Here is a 17653-nt window from a genome sequence, read left to right as displayed (position 1 = left end):
AAACGTTAAAATTCGTTCTTCCACTCACGTAATGCCGTAAAAATGGAGAGCGAGTCCGTTTGTTGAGTCCGGTTAGCCACTGAACGCATGACGCTTTGCTGATCTGTGCGTAGAAAAGGGTTAATCCATTTTTCTTTGCGAATGGTGGTTGGTAGAGTCGGTCTGTTCTGTGCCCTGAGACGATTAACCTCATCACGATACTGCTGTAGAAGCTCATTGTCGGGCTCTACCGCAAGAGCGAAAGCAACATTACTTGCAGTATATTCATGTGCGCAGTAAACCTCGGTTTCTTCTGGCAGAGCGGCAAGTTTGGCGAGGGAAGTGTGCATCTGTTCCATCGTACCTTCAAAGACCCGCCCGCAACCGGCTGAGAACAGAACGTCACCACAAAACAGTTTTTCATCCCCGACATAGCCGATATGCCCGCGAGTATGTCCCTCTAAACCCAAAACAAAAAATATTTCACCAAACAACTCAAGTTGGTCACCAGCCTCGACGGCGTGAGTTAATGTGGGTACTGGTTCATTGGCTGGGCCTACCACATCGACATCTGGATACTGCCTGACAAGCTCTGGGATACCGCCGATGTGATCGTTGTGGTGGTGAGTAATTAAGATAGCCTCTAAGCTTAACTCGTGCTGTTTAAGGTATTCTAGTACAGGGGTTGCCTCTCCCGGATCGACAACAGCACAACTCTGATCGCTATTTTGAATCAGCCAGATGTAATTATCATTAAATGCAGGTATGCTTTTGATATCTAACATAGTTGTGTCTCCGATTACCAAGAGTGAAGCAGGTTGAATATGAAGCCAGCACGCAGTAATAAGAAGCTTGAAAAGCCTCATTCATGGTCTCAGCTTAAAAATGGCCAATGGGTTAATGAGTCCATACAAACTCGTATCGATGAATGGTGCCCCAAACTATTTGGCTATCATATGCTTAAGCTGGGAGGGCTGAGCTGTGAGTTAACCAGCTTTAATTGTAACATTCAACACCAAGTTAACCTCGATATCCAGAACCCTTTGCACAATGTGATTGCAGATGGTTATGACCTTCCGTTTCTTGAAAAAAGTTTCGATGCTGTTGTGATGGCGCATCAACTGGATTATTGCAATGATCCCCATCGCATGTTGAGAGAAGTCGATCGGGTGATGATCGACGATGGGTATTTGATCATTACGGGTTTTAATCCTGTCAGCCTCACTGGTTTGGCGAGCCTGATGCCGTGGCGCAAGAATAACTTGCCTTGGAGTGGGCGTATGTTTACCCCGAATCGTATCCGCGACTGGTTGAGTGTCTTGAACTATCAGGTGATTGAATGTGACAGCTATGCCCTGTTTCCAATGCAAAAATATCGCACAATGTGGACTTGGCTGGAAAACAGTTTAGGAGATTGGGCATCTCCTATGGGCAGCCTGTACTTTATTGTTGCCCGCAAACGCACTTATCCACTTAAACCAATCAAGCCACATTGGAAGTTAAAACGAAAATTGACGCCGATTGGCGTCAATTATAAAGTTTCGAGTAAGTGAAGCCGCTCTAACTAGGCTGATACCCCGTATCTTCATCGGTTGGACTTTCAGCGGCAGCTCGGGCTAGCTCATCACACATCTCGTTCTCTCGGTGGCCAGCATGGCCTTTGACCCAACGCCAGTCTATTTTATGACGACCTGTTTCTGCATCAAGTGCTTTCCACAAGTCGGCGTTTTTAACCGGTTTTTTATCGGATGTTTTCCAGTTGCGTTTTTTCCAGTTATGGATCCATTGAGTAATGCCTTGGCGAACGTACTGACTATCAGTGGTGAGTATGACGTCACAAGGCTCTTTCAAAGTTTGCAGTGCGACTATAGTTGCCATCATTTCCATACGATTGTTCGTAGTGAGGGTATAACCTTTCGCTAATGTCTTTTCTACTTGTTTGTAGCGCAAAACAATGCCGTATCCGCCAGGACCTGGATTGCCTAAACAAGAACCATCTGTGAAAATTTCCACCTGTTTCGTCATGATTTGATACTATTGGGTTAAGCACATTATTGGCATAGTCTGACACACAATTTGTTATGAATACCAGCAACAATTCCAACCACAATCGCATCGTGGTACTCGATACCGAAACCACAGGTATGAACCGTGAAGGTGGTCCTCATTATCAAGGGCACCGTATTATCGAAATCGGAGCGGTAGAAATCATCAACCGTAAACTGACCGGACGTCATTTTCACGTTTACATCAAACCTGATCGTGAAATTCAGCCTGACGCTGTTGAAGTTCACGGTATCACTGACGAGTTTCTGGTCGACAAACCAGAGTATCAGGATGTCCATAAGGAATTTATCGAGTTTATTAAAGGCGCTGAATTAGTCGCACACAACGCGCCCTTTGATACCGGTTTTATGGATTACGAGTTTGGTATGCTCGATCCTAAGATCGGCAAAACTGACGATTACTGTAAGGTGACCGATACGCTTGCCATGGCGAAGAAAATCTTCCCCGGCAAACGAAACAACCTTGACGTATTATGTGATCGCTACGGTATAGATAACTCTCACCGTACCCTCCACGGCGCTTTGCTCGATGCTGAGATACTGGCTGACGTTTATCTGTTAATGACAGGTGGCCAGACATCACTGCAATTTAACCCGGGCAGCGCAGAAGGTAATGTGGGAGGTGAATCAATAAAACGGGCTGCTGGTGGGCGAAAATCGCTAAAGGTTATCCGTGCAACGGCCGATGAACTAGAAGCACATCAAAATAGATTGGATCTGGTGGAGAAGAGCGGAAGCTGTCTCTGGCGTCAGTAGGAGAAGGAATGTTGAGGATTTGGTTTGCCCTACTGGGTTTGTTGGTCAGTACCTTAGGATACGCTGAGGAATCCTCCATGTCGCTGCTCGACAACCGTTTTCGAGTCGACCCTACCATAAAACAAATTACCTTTGTCATCTATCGTGCTGAGCGCTCTCGCCCAGTTGTTCTGGTACGCCCAGATGGGAAAAAGTACTACGCGTGGCGTAGCCCAGACAATGTCCGTTGGTATCAAGAATCGTCCATGGACATCATCTCGATTGACAATCCTATGCCTGGCCCTTGGCAGGCAATCGGTAAAGTCACGCCTAAGAATAAAATCATTCTGATCTCCCACCTTGAACTGTCAACTGACACCATGCCGGCAAGGCTATTTCAAAATGAAGAAATGAAATTTACCGCTCGTCTAACAGCAGATGGTAAACCTTTGGTGCTCAGAGACTTCCTTGAACGAGTCAAATTGATGGTGACTTTTACCAAATATGTTGAAAACGAAGAGGAGCTGATCAAGGAAGCAAGACCAATTCCATATACGATTGGTGAATTTGCTGATGATGGCCGTGGGTTGGACGAAGTGGCTGGAGATGGTGTGTTTACCGTCTCTCTGAACATATCTCCTGAACCGGGTAAATATCGCGTTCGTATTACATCAGGCAACGGTGTGTTCCTCCGTGCTCAGGAGCAGGAGGTACTGATTTACCCAACACCAGTAGAAACTACCTTTATCCAAAGTCGTGAAGAAGGCAAAGAGCATCAGTTGGTCATCTCTGGTGAACAGGGGATGATTCAACCAGGAAGTTTGGCCGCGCAAATCGAACATAAGTCGCCAGATGCCAGCGAAATTTCCGTAGCAGAGAGTGCCTCAAAAGAATCAGATAAAGTAGTACTGGCGTTCCCTTATAACGACGATATTGGTAATTATTCTTGGATGGGGAAGGTTTTTGCGACTGAAATGGGGGCTGGTCGTCCACTTGCTTTTCCAATCAAAGAACATACTTACAGTGTTCTTGAAGAGATTGACTTTGCTGAGACACGCCGATTGCAAGAAGAAGAGCGTATGATGCAACAGAAATTAGTCGAGGAAATGCGTTTGATTCAAATGCGAGAAGAGAAACGCACCCAAACCTTCATTATGATTGGAGTCGGAAATGTGGTGATGATTATTCTTGGTTTAGCGGTTTGGTTTGTGATGCGTAAGTTAGGAGCCAAGAAGGAAATGATGCCTGAAATGCAATTAGAAATGCCGAAGAAATAAGATAAATCAGACTTGCTAAAAAAGGGCTGCCAACTTGGCAGCCCTTTTTAGTCAGTGTGAACTTTACGCCACTTCATCCATCTGAGGTGTTATCTCTAGAGGCTTGGCAGCTAAGTCCTTTGGGTCAAAGTCATCCACGTTAATTGCATATAAGCGATGTTCTTCTGCTTTACGTAGCAGTTGTGCATCGGCAGAATCGATAATGCCTTTTTCTAGACCAATGTCAGCGATTAAGTCGAGACGTAGGAATGGACGTCGTTCATTGATGGCTTTGCAGACTTTCTTAAACACTGGTTCTGCTTCAAGGATGATATGCAGTGCTTCCTCAATCTTACCTGCGGGATTGAACTCGCTCGCGTGGAAGTATTGATTGCGGCCCAATCGATCACGTGTCGCTGATGGTGTTTGAAGAATCTGAGCAACTTGGCTATCAATTTTATCACTTGGTGCTTTACGCACGCGGCCAAAGGGTAAGATCATCACTCGCAGTGCTTTACCCAGCCACTTGTTCGGGAAGTTAGCAAGGAATTCATCAATTGCTTCTTCTGTCTGCTTCAGGCTGTCCTGTAATCCCCAATGCACCAGAGGAAGATCGTCGGCGATACGGCCATCACTCTCATAACGTTTGAGTGTTGCAGAGCTTAGATAAAGCTGGCTGAGAATATCCCCCAGACGCGCTGATAAGCGCTCTTTACGTTTAAGCGAACCGCCTAATACGGCCATTGAAATGTCTGACAGGAATGCAATGTTTGCACTGTAGCGGTTAAGTTGCTGGTAGTAGTGGGTGGTCGTGTCTTTGACGGGTGCAGATGAGAGTCGACCATCAGTGAGACCCAGCCAGAAGCTGCGTACCAAGTTGCTCATTGTGAAGCTGACGTGGCCTGCAAGTGCAGCATCAAACTTATCTAGTGCATTAGAAGCGTCTGAATAAGCCGCATTCATTTCTTCAAGAACGTAAGGATGACAGCGGATAGCGCCTTGACCATAAATGATCATTGAACGGGTTAAGATGTTCGCCCCTTCTACAGTTACAGCAATAGGTGCACCTTGGTAGCCTCGGGCCAAGAAGTTGGAAGGTCCCATACAGATACCTTTACCGCCCACAATGTCCATTGCATCAATAATGCTTTGCTGACCGCGGTGGGTACAGTGGTATTTTACAATTGCGGAGATAACGGAAGGCTTTTCGCCCAAATCAATACCAGCGACAGTTAGGTTACTGGCTGCGTCCATGACGTACGCGTTGCCGCCTAGACGTGCTAATGGCTCTTCCACACCTTCCATCTGTCCGATTGGCTGTTTGAACTGGCGGCGAATGCGTGCATATGCACCGGTAGCGAGTGCTGCCGTCTTGATACCACCTGTAGAGTTAGAAGGTAGCGTGATACCACGACCCACTGACAGACATTCAACCAGCATTCGCCAGCCTTGGCCAGCCATTTTAGGGCCACCGATAATGAAATCTAGTGGAACAAACAAGTCTTCACCACGAGTCGGTCCGTTTTGGAAAGGAACGTTCAGTGGGAAATGTCGGTTACCAATCTCAACACCTTTAAGATGGGTAGGAATCAGAGCACAGGTGATGCCCAGTTCTTCCTGTTCACCAAGTAAGCCTTCAGGGTCACGCAGTTTAAAGGCAAGGCCCAAAACCGTAGCTATAGGCGCTAAGGTAATGTAGCGCTTGTTCCAGGTTAAGCGCATACCTAGGACTTCTTTGCCTTCCCACTTGCCTTTACACACCACGCCGAAGTCAGGGATTGAACCGGCATCAGAGCCAGCTTCAGGGCTGGTTAGGGCGAAACAAGGGATTTCTTTACCTTCTGCAAGGCGAGGTAGGTAGTAATCTTTTTGCTCTGTCGTACCGTAATGTTGAAGTAATTCACCTGGGCCTAAAGAGTTAGGAACCCCCACAGTAGAAGAAAGAACACCTGACACGCCAGTTAATTTCTGTAACACCAAAGATTGGGCATAAGCAGAAAACTCTAAGCCACCGTATTTCTTTTTGATGATCATGGCGAAGAATTTGTTGTCTTTAAGGTACTGCCACACTTCAGGGGGTAAGTCAGCCAGTTCATGAGTGACCTGGTAATCGTTCACCATCGCGCACACTTCGTTTACTGGGCCGTCAAGAAACGCTTGTTCCTCGGCTGTGAGCTTAGGGTTTTGAATCGCATGCAGTTTATTCCAGTCTGGCTTGCCTTTGAAAAGCTCAGCCTCCCACCAAACGGTACCAGCATCGAGGGCTTCTTTTTCCGTTTGCGACATCGCTGGTAAGACTTTTTTAAACAACGTCAGCGCTTTTTGACTGATCAGAGATTGGCGAATGGAAGGAATCGCGATTACCGCAGTGGCAGCGATGAAAAAAATCCAGCTGAGTGAGCCTGCAGAGCCAAATATAGAAAGCACTGCTAATGTGGCGGTAAGAGCAGCTATCGACTTCATCAGCGAAGTACGATGATAGAGACAGATCGCCAGAGCTGTAGCAAATCCGAGTATAGAGAGCAAGATGTCCATAGTTAATGTTCCTTGTTCGGCGTTTGAAATTCAGATTACGCCGTTATCTAGTAAGAGGTCCAACCAGTTAGAGTGTAATCAAAATATTAAAGAAATGTAAAACCCAAATATGTTCAAAAAGTGATCTTGGTAGGGGGTAAATTCTAAAAATGAAGAGGAGAGCTATTTTTGATGGTGAAGAAACGGAATAAAGACGCAATTGTTTGCGGGCAGCTATCGACAGTGAGAATTGTTTGAGTAAACTCTGACTATCACCTTGGCGACGATAAGCGTCGGCCTTGTTAATACAAAATAATTAGAGAAAAACCTATGTACCAGGATCTGATTAAAAACGAACTTACCGAAGCTGCTGACGTACTGAATAAATTCCTTAGCGATGAAAGTAATATTGCGCAAATTGAAGCGGCGGCCAAGATGCTCGCTGACTCATTTAAGCAGGGGGGCAAGGTGCTTTCTTGTGGTAACGGCGGCTCTCACTGTGACGCTATGCACTTCGCTGAAGAGCTGACAGGTCGTTACCGTGAGAATCGCCCGGGTTTGCCAGGTATTGCTATCTCCGATCCAAGCCACCTATCTTGTGTAAGTAATGACTTTGGTTACGAGTATGTGTTCTCTCGCTACGTAGAAGCGGTTGGTGCTAAAGGGGATGTACTATTTGGTTTGTCGACATCGGGAAACTCTGGCAACATTCTTAAAGCGATTGAAGCGGCTCAGGCAAAAGGCATGAAGACGATTGCTCTGACCGGTAAAGATGGCGGTAAAATGGCGGGTCTGGCGGATATTGAAATTCGTGTTCCTCATTTTGGTTACGCTGATCGTATTCAAGAGATCCACATTAAAATCATCCATATTGTGATTCAGTTGATCGAAAAGGAAATGGAAAAGTAATTTTCAAACTGGTTTAGCAAGTGCCAGTGCTGTTTATGCTGGCACTTAGGTAGTGCAAGGGAGTTTTATAAACCATGTGTGAATTGCTCGGAATGAGCGCCAATGTACCAACAGACATTTGTTTCAGTTTTACTGGCTTGATGCAGCGTGGCGGCAATACCGGCCCACATCGCGATGGCTGGGGGATCACTTTCTACGAAGGTAAAGGTTTTCGGACGTTTAAAGATCCGAATCCAAGCTGCAAGTCTAAAATTGCTGAATTGGTTCAGAATTATCCGATCAAAAGCTGCGCAATAGTTAGCCATATTCGTCAGGCGAATCGTGGTGGCGTCAATCTAGAGAACACTCACCCATTTACCCGCGAATTGTGGGGACGTTATTGGACTTTTGCTCACAATGGTCAGTTGTCTGATTATCAAGAGCTGCATACTGGGCGTCATAGACCTGTGGGCCAGACAGACAGTGAATTGGCGTTTTGTTGGTTGCTTAAGCAGATGGAAGACCGATTCCCAGAACCGCCTCAGGATATGATAGGTGTGTTCCGCTTTGTGGCGAAATGTTGTGAAACCCTGAAAAGTAAAGGGGTGTTCAATATGTTGTTGTCAGATGGTGAGTACGTTATGACCTATTGTACCAACCATCTCTACTGGATTACTCGTCGTGCGCCATTTGGCAAAGCTTCTTTAATTGATGAAGATGTAGAGATTAATTTTCAGGAAGAAACGACACCCAATGATGTGGTTTCAGTCATCGCGACGCAGCCGCTAACTGATAATGAAGAATGGCATCGAATGAAGCCGGGAGAGTTTGGCATTTTACATTTCGGTGAGATTGTCGATGGTAATGCCGATGAGCTTATTGATGTACCATTTGCTCCGAAAAAGGTCGAAAGTCAGGCGCCTACTGAGCCGTTGGAGTAATAGAATCGCTGCGCTCTTAGATCGGGCTGCGCCCGCGAGATGCGCGAACGGACTTCGTCCTATGGAAAACGGGAGCGGGTTTCGCCCTGCGAGATAGAAGACAAATACTTCGCTCAGTCATTCCATAGACTGAGCGAAGGAAGGAGTAGGGAATCTCAATTAGTTATCTAGTCGTTTTAAGAGTTCCCCAACTCGCTCGTTCCTCGCTCTTGAGGATGACATGGTAAGTTATTGAAACAAGAGAGCTGATGAAAAACGCCAACTCTATAAAATGTCCCGAGTCCCGAGTCCCGAGTCCCGAGTCCCGAGTCCCGTCTCCCGTTTCCCACAAAAAAGGCCGATGTCTCCATCGGCCTTTTTTATTTCTAGGGGCTAACTTACGCTAGCTGAGCTTTAACATGCTCAACGATGTCAGCCATCGCAACAGGTGTCTTGTCACCAGTGCGGCGGTTCTTGTACTCAAAGTTGCCTTCTTTCATCGAACGATCGCCGATCACGATAGTGTGAGGGATACCGATAAGTTCCATATCAGAGAACATAACACCTGGGCGCTCTTTACGGTCATCGAATAGTACTTCGATGCCCATAGCCGTAAGTTCAGCATATAGCTTCTCAGCTGCTTCTTTCACTTCTTCTGACTTGTGCATGTTCATAGGAACGATAGCGACTTGGAAAGGTGCGAGTGCGTCTGGCCAGATGATGCCGTATTTGTCATGGTTTTGCTCAATTGCAGAAGCAACCACACGAGAAACACCGATACCGTAACAACCCATCTCAAGGATAACGTTTTTACCATCTGGGCCAAGAACGCCACAGTTCATTGCTTGAGAGTAAACGTTACCTAGTTGGAAGATGTGGCCTACTTCGATACCGCGTTTCAGGGCGATGGTACCTTTACCACAAGGGCTTGGATCACCTTCAACTACATTACGTAAGTCTTCAACTTGGCCAAGCTCAACATCACGACCCCAGTTGATACCGAAGTAGTGTTTGTCGTCTACGTTAGCGCCTGCGCCAAAGTCACTCATTACAGCAACAGTGCGGTCAACGATGTATGGCAGTTTAAGACTGACAGGGCCTAGTGAGCCGGGACCAGCACCGATTAGAGCGCGAATCTCTTCTTCTGTCGCCATCTCCAGAGGAGTGGCCACCTGAGGAAGGTTTTCCGCTTTCACTTCGTTCAGTTCGTGGTCGCCACGGACGATAAGCGCGATTAGGTCAGCGTCAACGTCATCAGATGCTTTAACAAATAGAGTCTTAACCGTCTTCTCGATTGGCAACTCAAACTGTTCAACAAGCTCAGCAATTGTTTTTGCGTTTGGCGTGTCAACTAGCGTCATCTCTTGAGTTGGAGCCGCAGCTTCGTCAGCCAGAGCAAGTGCTTCCGCTTTTTCGATGTTCGCTGCGTAATCAGACTCAGTAGAGAAGGCAATTAGGTCTTCACCACTTTCCGCAAGTACGTGGAACTCTTGAGAACCACTGCCACCGATAGCACCTGAGTCAGCCAGTACTGGGCGGTACTCAAGGCCCATGCGGTCGAAGGCTTTACAGTAAGCATCGTGCATTGCATCGTAAGACTTCTGTAGACCTTCTTTATCAATATCAAAGCTGTACGCATCCATCATGCAGAATTCGCGTGCACGCATTACGCCAAAACGTGGGCGACGCTCATCACGGAACTTAGTTTGGATTTGGTACAGGTTTAGCGGTAGCTGTTTGTAAGAGCTCACTTCATTGCGCACTAGGCTAGTGATCACTTCTTCAGCTGTTGGGCTAAGAACAAACGGACGAGTGTGTCGGTCAGTAAAGCGAAGCAGCTCAGGGCCCATCTTCTCGCTGCGGCCTGTCTCTTCCCATAGTTCAAACGGCTGAACAACGGGCATCAATGTTTCGACTGCGCCTGCATTGTCGATCTCTTGACGAACGATGTTTTCGACTTTACGCAGTACACGTAGACCAGTAGGTAGCCAGGTGTAGAGACCTGAAGCCAGCTTACGGATCATACCTGCACGTAGCATGAGCTGGTGGCTCACTACTTCTGCGTCGTTTGGAGTCTCCTTCAGAGTAGAAAGAAGATAATTACTGGTACGCATTTAACTTATCCGTTTATTAAAGTTAGATACTCAAGCCGGAATGGACAGGAGTATGGAAGTCCCACGAGGGGAAAATTGTTAGCCGCTTATAATATCAGCCAAATGCCGTTGTCAAAAGCTTTCAATCGCAGTAACCGTTATTAAGTTATCGTTAACGGTGAACTTCACATTCATATCGAACATATTTACCGCATATTCTTTACTATCAGGCTTGTTCTTTTTGTACGCTGGGCGAGGGTCTTGTGCTAAAACCTGCTCAATTACCGTCTTTTGATAGTCAAGATATCCGCGGGTTTCTAATTGCTCTGTGGCTAATGACGAAAATAGGACTTGAGACTTTTTTGGTTCCGCTTCTGCGTAGCTTCCTAGCGCTTGAGGAATAGAGTCTGAATAAGGGATATATGGCTTGATGTCGATGATGGGAGTGCCATCGACTAAATCGACATTGCCAAGATCGAGATAGATCTGATCGCCTTGTTTTGTGACCCCTTTAATTTCAACCGCCGACAGTCCAATCCCATTGGGTCTAAACGTCGAACGAGAAGCAAATACACCTACACGCTCATTGCCACCCAGTCGAGGTGGTCTGACAGTAGGCTTCCATCCTGCCGCTAAATTCTGGTCAAATAGAAACAATAACCAAGCATGGGAGAATTGCTCCAACCCGCGTACCGCTTCGGGACTATTCGCCTCTCCAACTAGCTTTACTCGCGAGCGAGCAGCGGGTACTAAGCTTGGCTGCCGAGGAACGGCGAACTTCTCTTTATATGGGCTTTCAATAAAACCGATCGGCTCTATGGAATACATCTCTTTTCTCTCAATTTGGTGATGAGGAAAAAGTATCACAAAAAAGAGTAGTAAAACTTGTTGATAATGATTATTATTTAGAATGTTATAACATAACAGTTTATATTGAGGTAATTATGCAACCCAACATTCACCCTGAATACCGAACCGTGGTTTTCCATGATACAAGCATTGATGAGTACTTCCTTATCGGTTCAACATTGCAAACTGACCGCACTATTGAGTGGAAAGATGGCAAAACCTACCCGTACTTTACGATTGAAGTCTCTTCTAAATCTCACCCTTTCTACACAGGTAAGCAGCGTGTCATTCATCAGGAAGGTCGTGTCGCTAACTTTAAACGTCGATTTGGTCAATTTTCTAAAGGGGACAAGTAAATGAAGGTCGTAAAATCTCTTAAAAGTGCTAAAAGTCGCCATCCTGATTGTCAGATAGTAAAAAGGAGAGGGCGCTTGTACGTAATATGTAAAACCAATCCCAGATTCAAAGCTGTTCAGAAATAGTGAATGCATTATTAATTTCAATTGTTTAGTGTAATTCATAATTCTAACGATTGTCATTTATGTAGATGAAGCTGCTGATTTTTTGTTTTTTTATCGTTAATCATATTGATCAAGATAGCACTTTATTACATTTTTAATTTCTAATTGACCTCTTTGTCGAGTAACCTGCGCGAGCTTTGTAGCCGCTTGGCACAATGACGCGCAGGATTAACAACAACAAGGAGGGAAGAGATGAGTTCATCTACTTCGATTAAACAAAACTCGCCTAAGAGGCCAATATTTACTCGTTTCTTAGATACCGTCGAATATTTGGGCAACTTGTTACCACACCCGATCACGCTTTTCGCCATTTTCTGTGTTGCGATTTTAATCGCTTCCGGTATTGCAGGTTACTTTGAAGTGGCGGTAGCAGATCCTCGTCCAGAAGGCGCTCCTGGTCGTGCCGTTGACGGAATGATTCAGGTTGTCAGCTTGTTAAATGCAGATGGTCTTGAGTTGATTGTTACCAATCTAGTTAAAAACTTTGTCGGCTTTGCGCCATTAGGCACCGTATTAGTTGCACTATTGGGTGTTGCAGTGGCGGAATATTCAGGTTTACTGTCTGCGGCAATGCGTGGTTTGGTCATGGGTGCTTCGAAGAGCATGGTTACCATCACAGTGGTATTTGCAGGTATCATTTCCAATACAGCATCTGAGCTAGGCTATGTGGTACTTATCCCACTAGCGGCTATGCTGTTCCACTCTTTGGGTCGCCACCCTCTTGCCGGTCTCGCCGCTGCATTTGCAGGTGTATCTGGCGGTTATTCCGCAAACTTACTGATCGGCACTGTTGACCCACTGCTTTCTGGGATCACAGAAACGGCAGCACAAATGATTGACCCTACTTACACTGTTGGCCCAGAAGTTAACTGGTACTTTATGTTCGTTTCTACTTTCTTCATCGCCGGTATGGGTGCTTTCGTAACGGAGAAAATCGTTGAGCCTAAATTAGGTAAATACAACGAAGAAGATGCAGCAGAAGATTTGTCGAATGACTCAATGGGCACGATAACTGACGTTGAGAAGAAAGGTCTGAAAATGGCTGGCCTAGCGGTACTTGCGGTTTCTGCTCTACTTGCTTGGACAATCGTTCCAGCAGATGGAATTCTTCGTTCAGACGCCGGCACGGTTGCAGGTTCGCCATTCCTTAAGAGTATCGTTGCTTTCATCTTCGTCTTCTTTGCTATCCCAGGCCTTGTTTACGGTAAGGTAGTTGGCACAATGAAGAACGATCGTGATGTAATTGATGCGATGTCTAAATCCATGTCTTCAATGGGAATGTACATTGTACTGGTATTCTTTGCTGCTCAATTTGTTGCGTTTTTCAAGTGGACTAATTTTGGTCAAGTGTTCGCGGTAGCAGGCGCAGATTTTCTAAAAAGCATTGGTCTGACTGGTCCTATGTTGTTCTTTGCCTTTATTTTGATGTGTGGTTTCATCAATCTGATGATTGGTTCAGCTTCTGCACAATGGGCTGTGACAGCGCCAATCTTTGTTCCCATGTTGATGCTAGTCGGCTATGCGCCTGAAACGATTCAAGCGGCATACCGTATCGGTGACTCCACAACCAACATCATTACACCAATGATGAGCTATTTTGGTTTGATTCTCGCTGTTGCATCGCGTTATATGAAAAATCTAGGTATCGGTACGCTGATTGCGACCATGCTACCGTACTCAATCTGCTTTATCGTGGGTTGGAGTCTACTGTTCTACCTATGGGTATTCGTATTTGGTTTGCCAGTCGGTCCTGGTGCGGCGACCTACTACGCGCCATAACGTATTATCGAACGACAAAACCGGAGCCAAGTGCTCCGGTTTTTTGTTTTTGGTATTGTGGGTAGACCTAAAACTATAAAATTCACCGTATCTAGTGCTAGGGGCAAGAGATTAGTAATGGAAGTAACAATCAGAGAAGTCAAAATAGAGGATGCCGATGGTGTTCGTGGTGTATTAAATCCAATCATTGAGCAAGGTAAATTTACCGTTATTGATACACCATTTTCACTCGTCGACGAGCAAACTTTCATCCGTCAGTTTCCTCAGCGAGGCGTTTTCAAAGTTGCTGTGTCCGAGAATCAACAGGTGTTAGGATTTCAGAATGTCAAACCATTCGCGTCCTATACTCAGGCATTCGCTCATGTTGGAGTGATCGGTACCTATGTAGATGAGCAGATTAGAGGGATGAAGATCGCCAGCAGTTTATTTGCTGAGACGTTTGCGTCGGCAAGAAATAAGGGATATGAAAAGCTGTTTGCTTATGTGAGAGAAGATAATCCAAAGGCTTTGGCTGTGTATCTTAATCAGGTTTTTGAGGTGATAGGAACGGCAAAGAAGCACGCTTATATGAAAGGTCGGTACATCGATGAAGTACTGATTGAGAAATTCCTATGATCAATCAAAAAAGCAAAGAAAAAGGCTGACGCAATGACGTCAGCCTTTGTGCAACTCAGTAAGTTATTACCAACCTTTAACTACGCCACCTTTAAAGATGTCTGAAGCAGCCGTGTACACTTCCTCTGTTTGGTAAGACTTGATGAAGTTCTGCACGTTTTCAGCCTTGACGTTGTCTTCACGCGCCACAATGATATTTACGTATGGAGATTCTTTGTTTTCAACAAATACGCCATCTTTTTGTGGTGTCAGGTTAATTGAGCTTGCGTAAGTTGTGTTGATGATAGACAAGGCTACATCGTCAAGAGAGCGTGGAAGCTGAGCGGCATCTAGTTCAACAATAGTGATGTTTTTTGGGTTTTCAGCAATATCACGTACGGTTGCTAGTAGACCAACACCATCACGTAGTTTAAGCAGCCCTTGTTGTTCAAGAAGCAGTAGAGAACGCCCTAAGTTAGTTGGGTCGTTTGGTACTGCGATACGGGCACCCTCCTGAATCTCATCGACCGATTTCACTTGTTTAGAGTAACCAGCAATGGGGTAAACAAATGTATTGCCAGCGATTGCTAGTTTGTAACCACGGTCATTCACTTGTTGATCTAGATATGGTTTGTGCTGGAACGCGTTGATGTCGATAGAGCCATCATCCAATGCTGCGTTTGGCGTCACGTAATCTGTAAAAGTAACAAGCTCCACATCCAAGCCGTATTTTTCTTTTGCAACTTTAGCGGCGACTTCTGCTACCTGAGCTTCAGCGCCCGCCATAACACCGACTTTAATCTTGCTGGTGTCTGCTGCTTGCTTTTCACCACATCCGGATAGCACAAGTGACGAAGCGACTGCTGCAATGGCGAGTAAACCTTTTAATCCAAATTTCATGACTTTCTCCTTATTCTGTATCTGTAAATTTATTATCTGTGATCGACGCGGCGCACAATTGCATCGCCGATAGACTGAATGATTTGCACCAAGACGATGAGCATTACCACGGTTACAGCCATGATGACCACATCATAGCGATGGAAGCCGTAGCGAATCGCGACATCACCTAATCCGCCACCCCCTACTGTTCCGGCCATAGCGGAATAGCTCACTAGGGTGACCAATGTGATGGTGATTGAGTTCACTATGGTTGGCATTGCTTCAGGAAGCAGTACCTTGTTGATGATTTGTATTGGAGTTGCACCCATTGATTGAGCTGCTTCTACTAAGCCTGTTGGTACTTCAAGTAGTGCCCCTTCAATAAGGCGAGCAACAAATGGGATGGCGCCGATAGTCAGTGGCACGATAGCCGCCGTGGTGCCGATAAACGTGCCGACGAGAACTTTAGTGACTGGGATGATGGCTACCATTAAAACTAGAAACGGCACCGAGCGACCGACGTTGACGATAGCACCGAGAATGCTATTGAGCTTGGTGTTCTCAAGTAGGCCGCCTTTTTTGGTGGTATGAAGGATAACACCTAATGGAATACCAACGGCAAAGCCAACGATACCTGCGACTGAGACCATGTAGAGGGTTTCCCAAGTCGCACCAATTAAAAGGCTACTGTTAAGGCTTAGCCACTCTGAAATTGTGTTAAAGGACATAACCCAGTACCTCTACTTTTACATTGTGTTCACGGAGGAATTCAATCGCCGCATTGTCATCTTGCTCGTTACCAAACAGCTCTGCGACCATCATGCCGAATTTGACGCCACCAGCGTAATCAAGATCAGAACTCAGAATGCTGACATCGATATTGAATTGACGAGCAATCTGACTGACGAGCGGTGCATCTACAGTAGCTCCGGTAAATTCGAGTCTCACCAATGGATAACTGCCTTCAACGCGGGTCGTTTGCAGGCGTGTCTGATAATCATCCGGAATAGACAGATCAAGCGTAGAACGGATAAATTCATGCGCCAGTTCAGTTTTAGGATGGGCGAAAATTTCACCAACAGTACCTTTCTCAACCAATTCCCCGCCACCAATGATCGCCACTTCATGACAGATACTTTTCACCACGTCCATTTCGTGGGTGATGAGCAACATAGTGATATTCAGTTTACGGTTGATCTCTTTGAGCAACTCAAGTATCGATTGTGTTGTTGCAGGATCCAATGCACTCGTTGCTTCGTCACACAGCAACACTTTGGGATCGGAAGCTAGGGCACGTGCAATAGCGACGCGCTGCTTTTGACCACCGCTCAAGTTCGATGGGTAGCTTTCATGTTTATCAGAGAGGCCTACCAGTTTGAGCAGCTCAGTCACTTTAGCGCTAATGTGCGCCTTATCTTTGCCCGCTAACTCAAGTGGCAGGGCAACGTTGTCAAATACGGTACGAGATGACAGTAGGTTAAAATGTTGGAAGATCATACCGATGTTACGGCGTGTTTCGCTCAGTTCTGATTTTGACTGCTTGGTAAGATCAATACCGTCGACAATGATGGAGCCTGACGTTGGCGCTTCCAGCATATTGACACATCGAATAAGCGTACTTTTCCCTGCTCCTGATGAGCCAATTACACCGAAGATTGTTCCCTGTGAGATATGAAGGTTGATGTCCTTCAAGGCATGTATTTCTTTATTTCCTTGAAGAAATACTTTGTTTACTTGATTAATTTCTATCATTGAGAAATCCACTATCAGACTGCTTTTGGGAAAAAGTAGATAATTTTGAACTACCTCTCATTTAGTAGAGGATGCTATGGTTTTGCACTAATTGTGTCAATAGATATTTTTACGGCTAGACGTCTAAACGTTCATTGCAACCAAACAGATTAGTAATTAGATAGTGATGAAAGAAATAAAGCGTGTAATAATTCTGGAAATAAATAGTAGATAGAGAAGCAAATTTTGGCGAAACCAGCAGTCTTTTTGGATCGTGATGGTGTAATTAACGTTGACCACGGATATGTTCATGACGAGCACGACTTTGAATTTATTGATGGCGTGTTTGAAGCGACTAAAAAGCTCAAAGAGATGGGCTACATGCTTGTATTGGTGACTAACCAGTCGGGTATTGCTCGTGGTAAATTCAGTGAGGACCGTTTCCTATCACTCACGCAGTGGATGGATTGGAATTTTGTTGATCATGATGTTGAGTTTGATGGCTTCTACTATTGCCCACATCATGCCGAACATGGTCAGGGTAAGTACAAAGAAGATTGTAATTGCCGCAAACCTAAGCCTGGCATGTTCATTTCTGCGCGTGATTTCCTCAAAATCGATATGGCGAATTCTGTTATGGTCGGTGATAAAGCTGAAGATATGATGGCAGCAGAAGCCGCTGAAGTAGGTACGCGTATTTTAGTACGTACTGGTAAGCCTGTTACGGAAAAAGGTGAGGCGATTGCCTCTGTTGTACTGGACAGTATCAAAGAAGTCCCTGCCTATTTAGCTAAGTAAAATACCGAGAAAAGAGGTCGCTTGAGGCGGCCTTTTTCTATTGGAGAG

18 protein-coding genes are annotated in these 17653 nt (G+C 45.6%); 10 read left to right on the top strand and 8 right to left on the bottom strand.

Annotated elements, in window-relative coordinates; translation table 11 throughout:
- Positions 1 to 5 precede the first annotated feature (5 nt).
- Entirely contained in the window at positions 6 to 764 is a 759-nt protein-coding gene (gene gloB / locus OH455_RS15515; RefSeq protein WP_269982014.1) for a hydroxyacylglutathione hydrolase, read from the bottom strand.
- Between the two features lie 39 nt (positions 765 to 803).
- Here gloB and OH455_RS15510 point away from each other — a divergent pair, with 39 nt between their 5' ends.
- Positions 804 to 1532 (top strand): class I SAM-dependent methyltransferase, encoded by a 729-nt coding sequence (locus OH455_RS15510; RefSeq protein WP_269982013.1) that lies wholly within the window; start codon positions 804 to 806, stop codon positions 1530 to 1532.
- Positions 1533 to 1539: 7 nt separating this feature from the next.
- Here OH455_RS15510 and rnhA read toward each other — a convergent pair whose 3' ends face one another.
- On the bottom strand, positions 1540 to 2004 hold the full coding sequence (gene rnhA, locus OH455_RS15505) for a ribonuclease HI (RefSeq protein WP_206373434.1): 465 nt from the start codon (positions 2002 to 2004) through the stop codon (positions 1540 to 1542).
- 56 nt (positions 2005 to 2060) lie between these two features.
- Here rnhA and dnaQ point away from each other — a divergent pair, with 56 nt between their 5' ends.
- Both dnaQ and OH455_RS15495 read left to right on the top strand, forming a co-directional pair.
- Positions 2061 to 2801: a DNA polymerase III subunit epsilon gene (gene dnaQ, locus OH455_RS15500; protein WP_269982012.1), complete on the top strand. Its 741-nt coding sequence runs from the start codon at positions 2061 to 2063 to the stop codon at positions 2799 to 2801.
- Positions 2802 to 2809: 8 nt separating this feature from the next.
- Positions 2810 to 4057 (top strand): TIGR03503 family protein, encoded by a 1248-nt coding sequence (locus OH455_RS15495; RefSeq protein WP_269982011.1) that lies wholly within the window; start codon positions 2810 to 2812, stop codon positions 4055 to 4057.
- Between the two features lie 63 nt (positions 4058 to 4120).
- On the opposite strand, the gene fadE is transcribed toward OH455_RS15495, so the two are convergent.
- Entirely contained in the window at positions 4121 to 6571 is a 2451-nt protein-coding gene (gene fadE / locus OH455_RS15490) for an acyl-CoA dehydrogenase FadE (RefSeq protein ID WP_269982010.1), read from the bottom strand.
- Between the two features lie 309 nt (positions 6572 to 6880).
- Here fadE and lpcA point away from each other — a divergent pair, with 309 nt between their 5' ends.
- The gene (gene lpcA / locus OH455_RS15485; RefSeq protein WP_006957880.1) at positions 6881 to 7459 is read left to right on the top strand and encodes a D-sedoheptulose 7-phosphate isomerase; all 579 of its coding nucleotides are present in this window, start codon (positions 6881 to 6883) and stop codon (positions 7457 to 7459) included.
- Between the two features lie 74 nt (positions 7460 to 7533).
- A complete protein-coding gene (locus OH455_RS15480; RefSeq protein ID WP_171352470.1) occupies positions 7534 to 8379 on the top strand; it encodes a class II glutamine amidotransferase in 846 nt (281 codons plus the stop codon).
- Positions 8380 to 8756: 377 nt separating this feature from the next.
- Here OH455_RS15480 and OH455_RS15475 read toward each other — a convergent pair whose 3' ends face one another.
- The gene (locus tag OH455_RS15475) at positions 8757 to 10472 is read right to left on the bottom strand and encodes a proline--tRNA ligase (protein WP_269982009.1); all 1716 of its coding nucleotides are present in this window, start codon (positions 10470 to 10472) and stop codon (positions 8757 to 8759) included.
- A gap of 111 nt (positions 10473 to 10583) precedes the next feature.
- Positions 10584 to 11279 carry a tRNA (N6-threonylcarbamoyladenosine(37)-N6)-methyltransferase TrmO gene (gene tsaA, locus OH455_RS15470; RefSeq protein WP_269982008.1) on the bottom strand — a complete coding sequence of 232 codons (696 nt, stop codon included), beginning with the start codon at positions 11277 to 11279 and terminating at the stop codon, positions 10584 to 10586.
- A 116-nt stretch (positions 11280 to 11395) separates the two neighbouring features.
- On the opposite strand from tsaA, the gene OH455_RS15465 reads away from it, so the two are divergent.
- From OH455_RS15465 to OH455_RS15450, 4 genes are all read left to right on the top strand, one after another.
- Positions 11396 to 11656: a type B 50S ribosomal protein L31 gene (locus OH455_RS15465; RefSeq protein WP_004744820.1), complete on the top strand. Its 261-nt coding sequence runs from the start codon at positions 11396 to 11398 to the stop codon at positions 11654 to 11656.
- Positions 11657 to 11782, top strand: coding sequence for a type B 50S ribosomal protein L36 (ykgO, locus tag OH455_RS15460; RefSeq protein ID WP_005380299.1), 126 nt, complete (start codon positions 11657 to 11659; stop codon positions 11780 to 11782).
- Between the two features lie 231 nt (positions 11783 to 12013).
- Positions 12014 to 13600 (top strand): AbgT family transporter, encoded by a 1587-nt coding sequence (locus tag OH455_RS15455; RefSeq protein ID WP_269982007.1) that lies wholly within the window; start codon positions 12014 to 12016, stop codon positions 13598 to 13600.
- Positions 13601 to 13717: 117 nt separating this feature from the next.
- A complete protein-coding gene (locus OH455_RS15450) occupies positions 13718 to 14215 on the top strand; it encodes a GNAT family N-acetyltransferase (RefSeq protein WP_269982006.1) in 498 nt (165 codons plus the stop codon).
- Between the two features lie 66 nt (positions 14216 to 14281).
- Here OH455_RS15450 and OH455_RS15445 read toward each other — a convergent pair whose 3' ends face one another.
- Genes OH455_RS15445 through metN form a run of 3 tightly spaced genes read right to left on the bottom strand, consistent with a single transcriptional unit; the run spans position 14282 to position 16828 of the window.
- Complete coding sequence (locus tag OH455_RS15445; protein ID WP_045976328.1) at positions 14282 to 15094, bottom strand: MetQ/NlpA family lipoprotein; 813 nt, start codon at positions 15092 to 15094, stop codon at positions 14282 to 14284.
- A gap of 32 nt (positions 15095 to 15126) precedes the next feature.
- Positions 15127 to 15804 (bottom strand): methionine ABC transporter permease, encoded by a 678-nt coding sequence (locus OH455_RS15440; protein ID WP_045976329.1) that lies wholly within the window; start codon positions 15802 to 15804, stop codon positions 15127 to 15129.
- Positions 15794 to 16828 (bottom strand): methionine ABC transporter ATP-binding protein MetN, encoded by a 1035-nt coding sequence (metN, locus tag OH455_RS15435; RefSeq protein WP_269982005.1) that lies wholly within the window; start codon positions 16826 to 16828, stop codon positions 15794 to 15796. Before metN ends, OH455_RS15440 begins: the two co-directional genes overlap by 11 nt.
- Positions 16829 to 17053: 225 nt before the next feature.
- On the opposite strand from metN, the gene gmhB reads away from it, so the two are divergent.
- Positions 17054 to 17605 (top strand): D-glycero-beta-D-manno-heptose 1,7-bisphosphate 7-phosphatase, encoded by a 552-nt coding sequence (gene gmhB, locus OH455_RS15430; RefSeq protein ID WP_206371315.1) that lies wholly within the window; start codon positions 17054 to 17056, stop codon positions 17603 to 17605.
- The last annotated feature ends 48 nt before the right edge of the window (positions 17606 to 17653 follow it).

Origin of the sequence: Vibrio sp. T11.5 (assembly GCF_027587155.1) — a bacterium.
Taxonomy (GTDB): domain Bacteria; phylum Pseudomonadota; class Gammaproteobacteria; order Enterobacterales; family Vibrionaceae; genus Vibrio; species Vibrio neptunius.
This window is presented reverse-complemented; position numbering and strand designations above follow the sequence as displayed.

Excerpts from the sequence above, each read along its gene's own strand:
- gloB (WP_269982014.1), bottom strand. The coding sequence starts at position 764 with ATGTTAGATATCAAAAGCATACCTGCATTTAATGATAATTACATCTGG.
- OH455_RS15510 (WP_269982013.1), top strand. The coding sequence starts at position 804 with ATGAAGCCAGCACGCAGTAATAAGAAGCTTGAAAAGCCTCATTCATGG.
- rnhA (WP_206373434.1), bottom strand. The coding sequence starts at position 2,004 with ATGACGAAACAGGTGGAAATTTTCACAGATGGTTCTTGTTTAGGCAAT.
- dnaQ (WP_269982012.1), top strand. The coding sequence starts at position 2,061 with ATGAATACCAGCAACAATTCCAACCACAATCGCATCGTGGTACTCGAT.
- OH455_RS15495 (WP_269982011.1), top strand. The coding sequence starts at position 2,810 with ATGTTGAGGATTTGGTTTGCCCTACTGGGTTTGTTGGTCAGTACCTTA.
- fadE (WP_269982010.1), bottom strand. The coding sequence starts at position 6,571 with ATGGACATCTTGCTCTCTATACTCGGATTTGCTACAGCTCTGGCGATC.
- lpcA (WP_006957880.1), top strand. The coding sequence starts at position 6,881 with ATGTACCAGGATCTGATTAAAAACGAACTTACCGAAGCTGCTGACGTA.
- OH455_RS15480 (WP_171352470.1), top strand. The coding sequence starts at position 7,534 with ATGTGTGAATTGCTCGGAATGAGCGCCAATGTACCAACAGACATTTGT.
- OH455_RS15475 (WP_269982009.1), bottom strand. The coding sequence starts at position 10,472 with ATGCGTACCAGTAATTATCTTCTTTCTACTCTGAAGGAGACTCCAAAC.
- tsaA (WP_269982008.1), bottom strand. The coding sequence starts at position 11,279 with ATGTATTCCATAGAGCCGATCGGTTTTATTGAAAGCCCATATAAAGAG.
- OH455_RS15465 (WP_004744820.1), top strand. The coding sequence starts at position 11,396 with ATGCAACCCAACATTCACCCTGAATACCGAACCGTGGTTTTCCATGAT.
- ykgO (WP_005380299.1), top strand. The coding sequence starts at position 11,657 with ATGAAGGTCGTAAAATCTCTTAAAAGTGCTAAAAGTCGCCATCCTGAT.
- OH455_RS15455 (WP_269982007.1), top strand. The coding sequence starts at position 12,014 with ATGAGTTCATCTACTTCGATTAAACAAAACTCGCCTAAGAGGCCAATA.
- OH455_RS15450 (WP_269982006.1), top strand. The coding sequence starts at position 13,718 with ATGGAAGTAACAATCAGAGAAGTCAAAATAGAGGATGCCGATGGTGTT.
- OH455_RS15445 (WP_045976328.1), bottom strand. The coding sequence starts at position 15,094 with ATGAAATTTGGATTAAAAGGTTTACTCGCCATTGCAGCAGTCGCTTCG.
- OH455_RS15440 (WP_045976329.1), bottom strand. The coding sequence starts at position 15,804 with ATGTCCTTTAACACAATTTCAGAGTGGCTAAGCCTTAACAGTAGCCTT.
- metN (WP_269982005.1), bottom strand. The coding sequence starts at position 16,828 with ATGATAGAAATTAATCAAGTAAACAAAGTATTTCTTCAAGGAAATAAA.